11 protein-coding genes are annotated in these 13,675 nt (G+C 61.5%); all 11 read left to right on the top strand.

All coding sequences use genetic code 11. The annotated features are described in order from the left end of the window. The first annotated feature begins 73 nt into the window (after nt 1-73). The 11 genes from ABIC50_RS16075 to ABIC50_RS16025 all read left to right on the top strand — a co-directional run bounded on the left by ABIC50_RS16075 (nt 74) and on the right by ABIC50_RS16025 (nt 13,634). Nucleotides 74-2,572: a CoA transferase gene (locus tag ABIC50_RS16075; RefSeq protein ID WP_354165372.1), complete on the top strand. Its 2,499-nt coding sequence runs from the start codon at nt 74-76 to the stop codon at nt 2,570-2,572. 180 nt (nt 2,573-2,752) lie between these two features. Beyond that, nucleotides 2,753-3,847, top strand: a complete 1,095-nt coding sequence (locus tag ABIC50_RS16070; protein ID WP_354165369.1) for an ABC transporter ATP-binding protein — start codon at nt 2,753-2,755, stop codon at nt 3,845-3,847. 34 nt (nt 3,848-3,881) lie between these two features. Then, nucleotides 3,882-4,919, top strand: a complete 1,038-nt coding sequence (locus ABIC50_RS16065; protein ID WP_354165367.1) for a polyamine ABC transporter substrate-binding protein — start codon at nt 3,882-3,884, stop codon at nt 4,917-4,919. 17 nt (nt 4,920-4,936) lie between these two features. After that, a complete protein-coding gene (locus ABIC50_RS16060) occupies nt 4,937-6,199 on the top strand; it encodes an ABC transporter permease (protein ID WP_354165365.1) in 1,263 nt (420 codons plus the stop codon). Nucleotides 6,200-6,203: 4 nt separating this feature from the next. Continuing rightward, nucleotides 6,204-7,043 (top strand): ABC transporter permease, encoded by an 840-nt coding sequence (locus tag ABIC50_RS16055; RefSeq protein WP_011659280.1) that lies wholly within the window; start codon nt 6,204-6,206, stop codon nt 7,041-7,043. Nucleotides 7,044-7,136: 93 nt separating this feature from the next. After that, entirely contained in the window at nt 7,137-8,840 is a 1,704-nt protein-coding gene (locus ABIC50_RS16050) for a GMC family oxidoreductase (RefSeq protein WP_354165362.1), read from the top strand. A gap of 61 nt (nt 8,841-8,901) precedes the next feature. Then, nucleotides 8,902-9,246 carry a DMT family transporter gene (locus tag ABIC50_RS16045; RefSeq protein ID WP_354165359.1) on the top strand — a complete coding sequence of 115 codons (345 nt, stop codon included), beginning with the start codon at nt 8,902-8,904 and terminating at the stop codon, nt 9,244-9,246. Between the two features lie 490 nt (nt 9,247-9,736). Next, the gene (locus tag ABIC50_RS16040) at nt 9,737-10,447 is read left to right on the top strand and encodes a hypothetical protein (RefSeq protein WP_354165356.1); all 711 of its coding nucleotides are present in this window, start codon (nt 9,737-9,739) and stop codon (nt 10,445-10,447) included. A gap of 31 nt (nt 10,448-10,478) precedes the next feature. Next, nucleotides 10,479-10,976, top strand: coding sequence for an Lrp/AsnC family transcriptional regulator (locus tag ABIC50_RS16035; protein ID WP_175734774.1), 498 nt, complete (start codon nt 10,479-10,481; stop codon nt 10,974-10,976). Nucleotides 10,977-11,127: 151 nt separating this feature from the next. Further along, nucleotides 11,128-12,207, top strand: a complete 1,080-nt coding sequence (locus ABIC50_RS16030) for a homoserine dehydrogenase (protein ID WP_354165354.1) — start codon at nt 11,128-11,130, stop codon at nt 12,205-12,207. After that, the gene (locus ABIC50_RS16025; RefSeq protein WP_354165351.1) at nt 12,204-13,634 is read left to right on the top strand and encodes an aldehyde dehydrogenase family protein; all 1,431 of its coding nucleotides are present in this window, start codon (nt 12,204-12,206) and stop codon (nt 13,632-13,634) included. The genes ABIC50_RS16030 and ABIC50_RS16025 overlap by 4 nt, the downstream gene beginning before the upstream one ends. The last annotated feature ends 41 nt before the right edge of the window (nt 13,635-13,675 follow it).

Below are 13,675 nucleotides of genomic sequence, written 5' to 3'. Positions count from 1 at the left end.
GACGGGGGATTGTCCACAACACGATGATCGACGGTCGCGCGATGCGGCCAGTCTGGAGGCGACTCGGCGGATTATGGGAAAGAGCAATCAATTGCCGTTCAGCGGTGTGAAAGTCATCGATTTCGGCCAGTACATTGCGGGGCCAGCGGTCGCGATGATCCTCGCGGATCTGGGTGCGACCGTCATTCACGTCGATCCTCCAGCCGGGCCGCTTTGGGATAGCCCGGCCAATGCGGTGCTCAACCGCGGCAAGCATTGCCTGCGGCTCGACCTGAAGACCGACAAAGGCCTGGAAGAAGCCAAAGATCTGATTCGGCGCGCGGACGTTGTCATCGAGAACTTTCGGCCGGGCGTGATGGCGCGGCTGGGTCTTGATTTCGCGAAGTTGCGTGAAGCACGCCCGCAACTGATCACGCTCTCGATGCCAGGCTTTGCCAGCAACGACCAGTTACGTCGCGAATGGCGCGCGTTCGAGCCGATCATCGCGTCCGCTTCGGGCGTATTTACGGACATGGGGCAGAACCGCGTGCTGATGGGCATCAATCCGAGTTTCTCGCCTTTGCCGCTCGCGTCCGCCTACGGCACCATGCTGGCCGTCTCGGCTGTCGCGCTTGCGTTGCAGGCGCGGCAGCGCACAGGCATGGGAGATGAAATCGAGGTCCCTCTGGCATCGGCTGTGATGGAGGGGCTCTCCTACAACTCGATCCATATCGAGAACTACCCCGAGCGATACAAGACCCTGCGCGAAAAGGAAATCGAGCGGCGGCGCTCCAACAATCTACCGATGGACCTGTCGTACGAAACGCTGCAGGAATATCTGGATCCGTTCTACCGGACCTATGAGTGTGCTGACGGCCGCAAGTTTTATACGGTGTGCCCGTCACATCGCTCGCACGCACGCCGCTGCCTGCAGGCGATGGGGCTGTACGAGGAAATGCTGGAAGCCGGTTTGCCACGGATCGATGATCCGTACCTGCCGATTTGCGAATGGGAGGGGAACGCGTCGCTAGGGGTTTATCCGTTACCTGAAGAGTGGGCGAAGCGCATTTCCGCGCGTATGAAGGAAGTTTTTCGTACGAAAACAGCAGCCGAGTGGGAAAAGATTTTCGGCGAAGGAGGTTTCCCTGGAGCGGCACACCGGACCACGCGGGAGTGGCTGCATGACGACCACGCGAATACTGCCGGCCTGGTCGTGAATGTCGACGATCTCGAATATGGTGTGATGAAGCAGCCTGGGCCGGTCGCATGGCTTGAAGACTGTGCCGAATCCATGCTCTCGCCGGCGTCCCGCCATCCGGTGACCTTCCGGGATGCGTTAGCCATTCTGGATGAGCAGGAGCGTACTGAGCTGCCTGCTCCGTCGGGGACGCCCACACAGGGGTGGCTCGACGGGGTGCGTGTGCTCGACCTGACGAACGTGATCGCAGGGCCCCATTCTGCGTCGTTTCTCGGCCGGTTTGGTGCCGATGTCATCAAACTCGACCCCGTCGTGCCGAATTATGATCCGTGGAATACCGTGGTCTTCGGGATGTCGTCGGCGCGAGGGAAGCAGAGCGTGCTCGTCGATCTGAACCATCCGGATGGACGCGAGGTGTTCGCTCGACTCGCGCGGTCTGTCGATGTGATCGTCATGAATGCCCCGGATCGTCAGCTTGAGCCGCTGGGACTGGACGAGGCAAGCCTGCGTTCCATCAATCCCGGCGTGATCTTCTGCCAGCTCGACTGCTTCGGCGGTCCTCGACGCGGGCCGCGGACCGACTACCTTGGCTACGACGATCTGATCCAGGCGTGCACCGGAATCATGGTGCGATTCGGTGGCGGCATGGAGACGCCGGAGGAGCATGCGCATGTCGGAACGATCGACGTCATGTGTGGATTCGCGGCTGCACTGGGTGTGGCTGCCGCGCTTTACCGCAAGGCGAAAACAGGCGAGGTCGGCCGCGCGAGAACCTCCTTGTCGGCGCTTGGCAATCTGGTGCAGATCCCGTTCTCGTATGACTATGCGAATCGCCCGCCATTCGACGAACCGTCTGGTCGCGAAGTGAGCGGCTATTGCGCGATGTCTCGATTCTTCCGGGCCGCGGACGACTGGATCTATGTGCACACCAGCGGGAAGGAGCTGGACGAACTGGATCGAGTAGAAGGTCTAGGCGGAATCGCAGCCGCCAAGGATCCGGCTGCATTCCTCGCCTCCGCGCTGGGTACCGCATCCGCCGAAACCTGGCAGACCCGGTTGCAGGCCGCCAATATCGCGGCGGCGGTGCCTGACAACATCGTCAACCTCCGCCGGCACAACAGTCGGCCCTGCGACGATCGCCCAGGTATCGACAACGGCAGCTATTCGTTCAGCGTCTATGCGAACCATCCTAGCGGTCGATGCGTCACGCAGCTCGATCCTTTCGCGATTCGTCCGCGCCATGCCCGGATTCGCGCCTTGGCACCGGCCGAAAAATTCGGCGCATCGACGTACGCCGTCCTGCGCGAGTTCGGATACAGCGATGTCGAGATCGAGATACTGATTGCCCGACATGCGGTCGGCGATAGCTGGTCCGAAGAGTATTTGCCCAGCTAGTTGCATGTCGTCGTCGAGTCGCGCGACCGGTCGAGCATTTCCGCATGAAGCGCGGTGCCAAACGAACGTCGCGGCGACGAGACAGTCGTGCCGGCGCTTCGCCGGATGAATCAACGCGACACACAGCCGACGTGCGCAAGGCTACGGCGGGATGTGAATATTCTTACATTGGAGACAGCCATGCACGATCCGACCCAGGCTCTCGTGAGCTTTCGTCACGTCAAAAAAACTTACGACGGCGAGACGCTAGTCGTCAAGGATCTCAATCTTGAAATCCAAAAGGGCGAATTCCTGACTTTACTCGGCCCATCCGGCTCAGGAAAGACGACCTGTCTGATGATGCTCGCAGGATTCGAGTATCCAACCGATGGCGAGATCTGGCTTGATGGCCAGTTGCTGAATCGGATCCCGCCACATAAACGCAATATCGGGATGGTGTTCCAGAACTACGCGCTCTTTCCACATCTAACTGTCGCGCAAAATCTGGAATACCCGCTCAAGGTTCGGAAAATGCCGCCCGCTGAACGAGACGCAAAGGTCAAGCGAGCGCTCGACATGGTCGGCATGGAGAAGCTGAGCAAACGGATGCCCAGCCAGCTGTCCGGCGGTCAGCAGCAGCGCGTCGCGCTGGCGCGTGCACTCGTATTCAACCCTCGGCTCGTGCTGATGGACGAACCGCTCGGTGCGCTCGACAAACAATTGCGCGAACACATGCAGCTCGAACTGAAGGCGCTTCACGAGGAGCTCGGGCTGACTTTCGTCTACGTCACGCATGACCAGAGTGAAGCGCTCACGATGTCCGATCGTGTTGCCGTGTTCGACCAGGGCGTGATTCAGCAGCTCGATACCGTGGATCGCTTGTACGAATCACCGACGAATCTCTTCGTCGCGAATTTCATCGGCGATAACAATCGGATGAGCGGCACGGTCGTTGCAAGGAACGGTGACCGTTGCAAGCTTCGGCTCGCAGATGGGACGACGGTGAACGCACTGAATGTGGCTTCCGTTGACGTCGGCAACCAGGCGACGGCGGTTATCCGACCGGAACGGCTCTCCGTCGAATCGAAGTTTACGACCCACGAGGGCAATGTCATCGACACCGAAACGCTCGACGCAATTTATTTCGGCGACCACGTCCGACTGCGTTGCCGTGGACCGGGGCAAGCCGAGTGTTTCGTCAAGGTTCCCCTCGAACACGATTGGCGGTCGCATGTTCGTCAGGGAAACAGGATTGCGCTGTCGTTCCGTGAGGACCACCTGAAGATCTTGAGCTGACTTTCTAGTTTGTATCACTCAGTAGGAGGAGACAATGAAATCGAATTCGAAAACGATTTGCGCCGCGTTGCTCGCGTCCCTGTCGATGGCAGCTTTCGCCGATGGTCTCACGACCGTCAACTATGGTGGCGCGGCCGGTAATGCCCAAAAGGCGGCGTGGGTGGACCCGTTCGCGAGGGAAAGCGGCATAGCGACGAACGCCATCCAGTACACGGGTGACATGGCCAAGGTCAAAGCCATGGTCGAAGCCAGAAATGTCACCTGGGATGTCTTGGAGGTGGAAGCGGCGGACGTCGGTCGCGGATGCCAGGATGGTCTCTTCGAGAAACTCGACTGGCCCAAGATCGCCAACAAGAGCGACCTGATGGCCGGAGCTGCCACACCTTGCGCGGCCGGCACGTTCGTGTGGTCGACCGTGCTCGCATACAACCCCGCGCTGACCAAGGGTGCGCCGCAAGGCTGGAAGGATTTCTGGGACGTCAAGAAATTTCCGGGAAAGCGGGGATTGAAGAAGGAGGCACGTTATAACCTGGAGTTCGCGCTGATGGCTGACGGGGTGGCGCCGAAGGACGTCTACACGGTGCTCGGCACGTCCGCGGGTGTCGAACGCGCGTTCAAGAAGATGGACGAACTCAAGCCCTACATCCAGTGGTGGGAGGCTGGCGCGCAGCCGCCACAATTCCTGATTGCGGGTGACGTTGCGATGTCGACCGCATATAACGGTCGCATCGACGCGGCAGTGCGTGAAGGAAACAAGAATCTCGGTATAGCGTGGGATCAGAGTATTTACGAACTCGATTTCTTCGTCATTCCGAAGGGCTCGAAGAACAAGGAAGCGGCCGAAAAATACATCTCGTATGTGCTCAAGCCCCAGGCACAAGTCGCGTTCGCGCAGAAGATTCCGTATGGTCCGACCAACAAGGCAGCGCTGAAAATGCTCGATGCGGCAGCACAGGCAGCGCTTCCCAATTCAGCGAAGAATGGCAAAACCGCCATTCCCAACAGTGTCGAGTTCTGGACGGACCACGGCGACGCACTGGAGCAGCGCTTTACGGCTTGGGCCGCGAAGTAACGACCGGGGGAAGAAGCATGAGCACCATAACTTCTCGGCAACAGAGCTGGCATACACGCCAGCTCAAGCGGTCGCTGCGAGCTGTTCAGTTTCGAAAGGAGGTCGTGGCATTAGGACTGGTGGCGCCCCTCGTTCTGTTCATCTTGCTTGTGTTCGTGATGCCGGTCGCATCGATGATTTCTCGATCGATCCAAAGTCCCGAGGTGGTCGATGCATTGCCGAAGACGACCTCCGCATTGCGCCACTGGGATGGCAAGTCCTCCGTTCCTGCCGAAGCTTACCGTGCGCTGGTGCTCGACGTGGAGAGCAACGGTGGCGACAACGATACCGGTACCGCGGCCGGTCGGCTGAACGGGCTGAAGGATGGATTCCGGTCGTTGTTTTACAAGACGACCAGTGCGCTTCCTTTCACCGACAACGATGCGGCGATTTCCGCGCAGGATATGCAAAAGCGGCTGATCGAAGTGGACCCACGCTGGGCCGATACGAGCTACTGGCAGGCGATCGCCAGCGTATCGTCCCGTTACACGAGCCAGTATCTCCTTGCCACGATCGACTATCGTGAGGACTCGGGCGGCCGCATCGTGTCGGTCGAGAACGGCGCGTCCGCATACCGCGCGGTGTTCATGCGGACCTTCGTGATCAGCGGGCTTGTGACGCTTGCGGCGCTGGTGCTGGGTTATCCGCTTGCCTACTGGATCTCGATTCTGCCGGCTCGAAAGGCGAATCTCGTCATGATCCTGGTGCTTCTGCCGTTCTGGACGTCGATTCTCGTGCGGATCTCGGCGTGGATCGTCATTCTCCAGGGGGCGGGCCTCGTCAACAAGGCGTTAATGGCGCTGCAGGTGATTTCGACGCCCCTGTCGCTCCTGTTCAACCGGACGGGGGTGTTGATCGCGATGACGCACATCTTGCTGCCGTTCATGATCCTGCCGCTCTACAGCGTGATGAAGTCGATTCCTTCGAGTTACACGAAAGCGGCAATTTCCCTCGGCAGTCATCCTTTCGGGGCATTCTGGAAAGTCTATGTGCCGCAGACGCTTCCCGGTGTCGGCGCGGGCGGGTTGCTGGTATTCATTACCTCGCTGGGCTACTACATCACCCCGGCGCTGCTCGGTGGCGCCGGCGACCAGATGGTCAGTTACTACATCGCTTATTTCACCAACGTGGCCCTGAACTGGGGGATGGCCTGTGCGCTCGGTGCAGTCCTTCTCCTGGTGACGCTGGTGCTCTTCGCGCTCTATCGAAGGATCGTCGGTTCGGAAATCAAGGTGGCCTAGCATCATGAAAACTCACGTGCCGCGTTTCGCACCCTACATGTCGACGCCGGAAATCGTATGGCATTACGCACTGCGATCGGCAAACGTCGTGGTGCTACTGTTTTTGATTTTGCCGATCCTGGCGATCATTCCGCTTTCGTTCAACGAGAACTCATTTCTCGTCTATCCGATACATGGATTCTCGTTCAGGTGGTATCACAATCTGTTCACGTCCACGGACTGGGCGCGCGCCGGCGCAAACAGCTTCATCGTGACGCCGATCGCGACGATCGTTGCGACCGTCCTGGGAACGCTGGCGGCATTGGGATTGAACAAGGCGTCGTTCAGGGGCAAGGGTTTGCTGGTCGCCATCCTGATCTCGCCGATGATCGTCCCGGTCATCGTCACCGGTGTCGGGATGTACCTGTTGTTTGCACGATGGGGACTGGCTGGAACGTATACCGGCCTGATATTCGGGCATACGGTGATCGCCGCGCCGTTCGTCGTGATCACGGTCAATGCGACGCTTGCCGGCTTCAACCAGAACTATGTGCGAGCCAGCCTGAGCCTGGGGGCATCGCCGGTGCGAACATTTTTTGCCGTTACGTTGCCGATCATTGCGCCAGGGGTGATTTCCGGCGCGCTGTTTGCGTTCGCTACGTCGCTGGACGACGTCGTGATCACGATGTTCATCGCCGGTCCGACGCAGGGAACGCTTCCGCTTCAGATGTTCATCGGGATTCGCGAAAACATTACGCCCACGGTCGCTGCGCTCGCGTCCATTTTCATCGTCTTCTCAAGTCTGCTGCTGATCACCATGGAATGGCTGCGTTCCCGATCCGTCGCGAGGCAGGCGTCGACCTGACGTCGTCTGCACTGGCGATTATCGGATCTGCCTTGGTAGGGGCAAATGTCCGGAACGACGCGCAGACGTTATGCACACAATCCAGGAGGCAAGATGTCGGCAGGAGAGATCAACGAAGCCCGCGCGACGCGATCGGTTGGCGAGTTCGACTATATCGTGGTCGGAGCGGGTACGGCTGGCTGCGCGGTCGCGAATCGCTTGAGCGAGGACGACGACGTATCCGTGCTGCTGATCGAGGCGGGTGGGAAGGATAACTACCACTGGATTCACATTCCGGTGGGGTACCTCTATTGCATCGGAAACCCACGGACCGACTGGCGTTACAAAACCCGTGACGAGGCGGGACTGAACGGCAGGGCGCTGTCCTATCCGAGAGGCCGGGTTCTGGGTGGATGCTCGTCGATCAACGGCATGATCTATATGCGAGGTCAGCGTGAGGATTACGACGAATGGGCGCGAGTGACGGGCGATTCGTCCTGGCAATGGGACTCGGTGCTCGAAACGTTCAAGAAGAGCGAGGACTATCACGGCGGTGCAAGTGATGTTCATGGTGCAGGCGGCCCGTGGCGCGTAGAAAAGCAGCGGCTGAAATGGGACATTCTCGAGACGTTCGCGCAAGCCGCCGAACAGACCGGCATACCCGCAACGGACGATTTCAATCGAGGCGACAACACCGGCGTCGGATATTTCGACGTCAATCAGAAGCACGGCATTCGCTGGAATGCGTCGAAAGGTTATCTTCGGCCAGTATCGAAGCGGGGGAACCTGACGATTCTGACGAACGCGCAGACCCGTCGACTCCTGTTCGACAACAAGCGCTGCACCGGAATCGAGTTTCGTCTCGGCGACGAACCGCGCATTGCCGAGGCAAAGCGCGAAGTGATCCTGTGTGCCGGCGCCGTCAATTCTCCGCAATTGCTCGAATTGTCGGGAATCGGGAGTGCCGAGCGTCTGGCGAAGCTCGGAATCGAGGTGGTGCAAGATCTGTGCGGCGTCGGCGAGAATCTGCAGGATCATCTGCAATTGCGCATGGCCTTCAAGGTAGAAGGTGTGCGGACCCTGAACACACTCAGTGCTTACTGGTGGGGCAAACTGATGATCGGCCTCGAATATGGGCTGTTCAGAAGCGGGCCGATGGCGATGGCGCCGTCGCAGCTCGGCGTGTTTGCGAAGTCTGACCCGAACGATAAGACGCTGACGCGCCCCGACGTTCAGTACCACGTGCAGCCGCTGTCGCTCGAACGGTTCGGCGAACCGCTGCATCCGTTCGACGCATTTACGGCGTCCGTTTGTCAATTGCGGCCGTCGTCGCGCGGTAGCGTGCACATCACGTCCAATGATCCGCTGATCGCGCCGAGTATTGCGCCCAACTATCTGTCCACGGAGGAAGACCGCCACGTCGCGGCCAACGCGTTGCGGCTGACGCGGCGCATTGTTGCGGCACCCGCGCTCGAGCGGTTTCGCCCGCAGGAAATATTGCCCGGCATTCAATTCCAGACTGAGGAGGAGTTGCAGTATGCGGCCGGCAACGTCGGAACAACCATCTTTCATCCGGTTGGAACCTGCCGGATGGGTAGGGCGGACGATCCGGGCTCGGTCGTCGATTCCAGGCTTCGCGTGCGTGGCGTGAGCGGCTTGCGGGTTGTCGATGCGTCGGTCATGCCAACGATCACATCCGGCAACACTAATTCGCCGACCCTGATGATCGCGGAGCGCGCTAGCGAGATGATTCGTGCAGATCGAAAGCGGGAAGGCCGGTTGGCGGAGACAATTCGCGGCGGAGTATTGTCGACATGAAGAATAGGTGGAAATACTTTGATACCCTCTGTCGACCACATCCAACCTGAAGGTGAGACCCATGTTTGTCCCCTCCAGTCCGCTTGTTGCCTGGTCGATCGTTGTGGCTTCCGGTGTATTGGAAGTCGTCTTCTCCGTGACGATGAAGCTCTCCGACAGCTACACAAAAGTACTGCCCGGCGGGATATCGATCGTGGCAGCCGTACTGAGCGTGTGGCTAATGAGTCTCACATTGACAGTCCTCCCGCTGGGAGATGCTTACGCTGTCTGGGCAGGAATTGGTGCAGCGGGAACGGCGTTGGTCGGCATCGTCTGGTTTCATGAGCCCGCCGTCCTCGGGCGGCTGGTCTGCATGGCTCTCGTCGTCGTGGGCATCGTGGGTTTGCAACTGCAGGAAGGCGTCTAGCTCGGCGTATCGACGTAGATCAACGGAATAACGCGTCAATTCATTGCCGACACGCGTGTTCGATGGATCGCCTGCGGTGGGTTCGAGTCATCGGCCCCCTGAACGGGCCCGTCTCCTTCATGATCGCGGGCTCCGTCGGCGATTCGATGTTCAAGCGATCACCGTGCTCGTCGGGGTGGCGTCGTGGTGTGAACCCCCGTGGCCGATAGCCAATTCGCTTCGAGACATCGAGCATCCGCGGAGCGTGTTGGCCTGTAACCGCGAGGCTGTCTTCCCGCCCGCACCCGTCACCGGACCTGCCGGGAACCTGGATGGATGCAAAACATCCAGGCGTCTGATTTTTTCGACGATTTACGTCGAAATGCCTGGCTGTTGAGATTTTTTTGGTCGCATCCGCGCGATATTATTTCTTCAACCGCCAACATCGTCAGTCGATCCACGAAGCGCGCCAGGATCCCTACGACGCGCCCCGCAAGCACGAGAGAGTTGTATGCCGGACACGCCAATCGCCATCGTTGAACACGCCCGCAGGCGAACCGCTCAAGTCCGGGCCGGCGACGCCCCCGTCGCCTTGCTGGATGGTCCCAAGTGGGTGTGCAGGATCGTCCCGGACAGGATCGTCCCGGACAGGATCGTCCCGGATCACGCACAGAGGTCCCACGCAGGGCACCGATCCGCCGCAAGCGCGGCTGAAATGCTCGGCCGACTGAAGCCTGCGAACGTCGTGTTGACGGACCCGGTCCCGAGCGCCGGCGGCTGGCTGGCGCGTTCTTCGTCCGACGGGGTTGGCCGGTGTCGCGCCTATGCGCATCTCGGCGCGGACCGGACCCTCGAGATGGTCGGAATGCCGGGCGTCGGCCCCTGGCTCGACGAGCACGACACCTGGTGGCCCGGCGCGTACGAACTGCCGCTGCTCGAGCAATTGTCCGCGCACGAGTTGCCCCTGCGCGACCTGCTTGGCGGGACTGCCCGCGCCCATCTGTTGATGAGCCTGACCGAAGTCGACGGCACCGCACTCGTGACCGAATCGGACGATGGCATCGAGCGTCCGTTCCGTATTCCTGCGGGTGTGGATACGATCCATTTCGCACCCGTGTGTATCTGCGGGCCGGTCGCGCAGTGGCGCGAAACGCTCGTCACCGCGTTCGACCGTGTCCGGCATCTGGTCGGGCTCAGATCGGCCCGGCCTTTCTATCTTTGACGCAAGCACCCGTTCTCCGGCAGACCACGCCATGACCGACGCACTCGACTCCTTCGACCGCAAGATCCTGAATATCGTCCAGCGCGACTGCACCGCGACTGCGGATGCCATTGCCGAACGGATCGGCCTGTCCACGTCGGCCGTGCAAAAGCGGCTGAAGCGCATGCGCACCGAAAAGATCATTTCGGCGGAAATCGCGGTGGTCGATCGCGCGGCGGTCGGCAGGCCGATGACGTTCATTGCGGCAATCGAGATCGAACGCGAAAACTACGAGACGGTCGCCAGGTTCCGCGAGTGGTCGAAGGCGCATGACGAAATCCAGCAGATCTACTACGTGACCGGCTCCGTCGACCTGATCGCGATCATCACCGCACACGACGTCGAGGCGTACGACCGGCTGTCCGCGCGGATCATGCAGAGCAACCCGATGATCCGCCGGATCAACACGAACGTCGTGCTGAGCGCGGTCAAGGTCGGACTGTTCGTGCCGGTCGACAAGGACGGCGACGACGAACCGACGGTCACCTGACGTACCGGTTCCGCTCGGGAACTGGCGATCCGCCCGTCCCGCATGACAAACCGCAACGGGTGACTACCTGAATCGGGCGAAACGACTAATTTGAAAATCGATTCGCATAACTAACCTGTGCCATGTAGTCAATGAACAGGAGATGATCAAGATGGAACTCAAACTGGCACTGGTCGGTTTCGGCGGAGTCAATCAGGGACTGGTCGAACTGCTCAAAAAGAAGCGTGCGATGCTGGGTGCGGCGGGACTCGACGTATCGGTGACGGTGGTCGCCGACCTGCGGCTCGGGATCGCGACGAATCCTCGCGGCATTGCGCTGGACGTCCTCGACGAAACCGCGCGGCGGGGCGTCGACGCGCAAGCGCTACGTCGCGATCCCGGCACGCTGGTGTCGCCGGACGTCGGCCTCGGTGCGGTGCTGAAGGCCATCGCGTCGGAACACGTGGATGTCGTCATCGAGGCGACCTTCACTGATCCGAACACCGGTGAGCCTGCGCTGTCGCATTGCCGTACCGCGCTCGAATGCGGCAAGCACGTGATCACGACCAACAAGGGGCCGATCGCGCTCGCGCAGCCGGCGCTGGCGCGGATCGCCGCGCAATCGGGTGCTTGCGTGATGTACGAGGGCACGGTGATGAGCGGCACGCCGGTGCTGCGGCAACTCGCGACCTCACTGCGCGGCTGCGACATCAACGGCTTCGCCGGCATCCTGAACGGCACGTCGAATTACGTGCTCGGTGAGGTCGAGGCCGGCGCGAGCTTCGATGCGGCGATCCGCGATGCGCAGCAGCGCGGCTATGCGGAGGCGAACCCGGCGGCCGATGTCAACGGTTCGGACGTGCAGCTGAAAGTCGTCATTCTGGCGAACGCGCTGTGGAATGCCGGCCTCAAGCGTGGCGACGTGACGTGCCGCGGCATCGTGGAATTGACCGAGCACGACGTGCGCGCAGCGGCGGCGGAGCGCATGTCCTGGCGGCTGATCGGTTCTGCCGTCCGCCATCCGGACGGCACCGTCACCGCGAGCGTCGAACCGCGCAAGCTGCCGGCCGGCCATCCGCTGCTTGCCGCGAGCGGCGTGACGAACGCGATCACGTTCGACACCGACGTGCTCGGCGGGGTGACGATCAGCGGGCCCGGTGCGGGGCGCGAGGAAACGGCGTTTGCGATCCTCTCCGATCTGATCGAACTCGCGGACAGGATTGGTGCAGCCTCGCACGAGGTGGCCGCATGAGCGCGCGCGATGCGGTGATGACCGACTGCACGGGAGCCGGCGTAGCCGAGGTTCGGTCGCCCTATGACGGCTCGATCGTCGGCCAGGTCCGTCTGTCGCGTGCCGACGCGGCGCCGGCCCTCGTCGAGCGCGCGCTCGATGGCGCGCGTGCAGCCGCAGCCATGCCACGCAGCCAGCGCGCCGACATCCTGTTTCGCGCGGCCGCGAGCGTGGAGGCACAAGCGGAGACCTTTGCACGCACGATCGCGCTCGAAGCGGGCAAGCCGCTGCGGCAGGCCTGCAAGGAAGTCGCGCGCTGCGTGAACACGCTGCGCCTGTCGGGCGAGGAAGCGAAACGACTCACCGGCGAGACGATCCCGTTCGACGGGTATCCCGGCTCCGAGGATCGCAGCGGCTATTACACGCTGGAACCGCTGGGCGTGATTCTCGCGATCACACCGTTCAACGACCCGCTGAACCTCGTCGCACACAAGCTTGGACCTGCGATTGCGACCGGCAACGCGGTCATCCTGAAGCCCTCGTTGCTCGCGCCGCTGTCCGCACAGGCGCTCGTCGAGGTGCTGTGGGAAGCCGGTGCGCCGCGCGACGCGCTGCAGGTTGTGCACGGCGGCGCGGAGATCGCATCCGCTCTGGTGCGCGACCGGCGGATCCGGATGGTGACCTTCACGGGCGGCCCGCAGACCGGCGAAGCCATCACACGCGGTGCCGGCCTCAAGAAGATCGCGATGGACCTGGGCGGAAATGCGCCGGTGATCGTCATGGCCGACTGCGACCTGAAGGATGCCGCCGAATCGTGCGTGTCGGGCGCATTCTGGGCCGCAGGACAGAACTGCATCGGCACGCAGCGGATCTTCGTCGCCGAGGCCGCGTACGAGCCGTTCGTCCGGTATTTCGTCGAACTGACCGGCAGGATGGTCGTCGGCGATCCGCTGGACGACGCGACCGACATGGGGCCGATGATCGGCGAGGAACAGGCGATCCGTATCGAACGCTGGGTCGACGAAGCCGTGTCGTGTGGCGCGACAGTGCTGACCGGCCATCGGCGGCGCGGGGCACTGTACGAACCGACGGTGCTCGCGGACGTGCCGCACGACGCGCGTGTATGGACCGACGAGGTATTCGCGCCGGTCGTGACGATCGAGAAATTCGCCGACCTGCAGCAGGCGTTCGACGCGGCCAACGCGTCGGAGAGCTGCCTGCATGCAGGCGTGTTCACCGGCAGCCTGGAGGTGGCGCTCGGCGCGGCCGAGCGCCTGCAGGCGGGCGGCGTGATGATCAACGATTCGTCCGATTACCGCTTCGACGGCATGCCGTTCGGCGGATTCAAGCATGGGTCGCTGGGCCGCGAAGGCGTTCGGTTCGCGATGACGGAAATGACGCAGCCGAAGGTGGTCTGCTTCAGGCGCAACCGGCGGCTGTCGAGCTGATGCGCACGCGCGGGCCCTCGCGGGCCGGCGCGGCGCGAACC

It is taken from the genome of Burkholderia sp. 567 (genome assembly GCF_040545115.1).
GTDB lineage: Bacteria > Pseudomonadota > Gammaproteobacteria > Burkholderiales > Burkholderiaceae > Burkholderia > Burkholderia ambifaria.
The sequence above is the reverse complement of the archived record's forward strand: the minus strand, read 5'-3'. Positions and strand labels throughout refer to the sequence as shown.

Excerpts from the sequence above, each read along its gene's own strand:
- ABIC50_RS16035 (WP_175734774.1), top strand. The coding sequence starts at position 10,479 with ATGACCGACGCACTCGACTCCTTCGACCGCAAGATCCTGAATATCGTC.
- ABIC50_RS16030 (WP_354165354.1), top strand. The coding sequence starts at position 11,128 with ATGGAACTCAAACTGGCACTGGTCGGTTTCGGCGGAGTCAATCAGGGA.
- ABIC50_RS16060 (WP_354165365.1), top strand. The coding sequence starts at position 4,937 with ATGAGCACCATAACTTCTCGGCAACAGAGCTGGCATACACGCCAGCTC.
- ABIC50_RS16065 (WP_354165367.1), top strand. The coding sequence starts at position 3,882 with ATGAAATCGAATTCGAAAACGATTTGCGCCGCGTTGCTCGCGTCCCTG.
- ABIC50_RS16045 (WP_354165359.1), top strand. The coding sequence starts at position 8,902 with ATGTTTGTCCCCTCCAGTCCGCTTGTTGCCTGGTCGATCGTTGTGGCT.
- ABIC50_RS16075 (WP_354165372.1), top strand. The coding sequence starts at position 74 with ATGGGAAAGAGCAATCAATTGCCGTTCAGCGGTGTGAAAGTCATCGAT.
- ABIC50_RS16025 (WP_354165351.1), top strand. The coding sequence starts at position 12,204 with ATGAGCGCGCGCGATGCGGTGATGACCGACTGCACGGGAGCCGGCGTA.
- ABIC50_RS16040 (WP_354165356.1), top strand. The coding sequence starts at position 9,737 with ATGCCGGACACGCCAATCGCCATCGTTGAACACGCCCGCAGGCGAACC.
- ABIC50_RS16055 (WP_011659280.1), top strand. The coding sequence starts at position 6,204 with ATGAAAACTCACGTGCCGCGTTTCGCACCCTACATGTCGACGCCGGAA.
- ABIC50_RS16050 (WP_354165362.1), top strand. The coding sequence starts at position 7,137 with ATGTCGGCAGGAGAGATCAACGAAGCCCGCGCGACGCGATCGGTTGGC.
- ABIC50_RS16070 (WP_354165369.1), top strand. The coding sequence starts at position 2,753 with ATGCACGATCCGACCCAGGCTCTCGTGAGCTTTCGTCACGTCAAAAAA.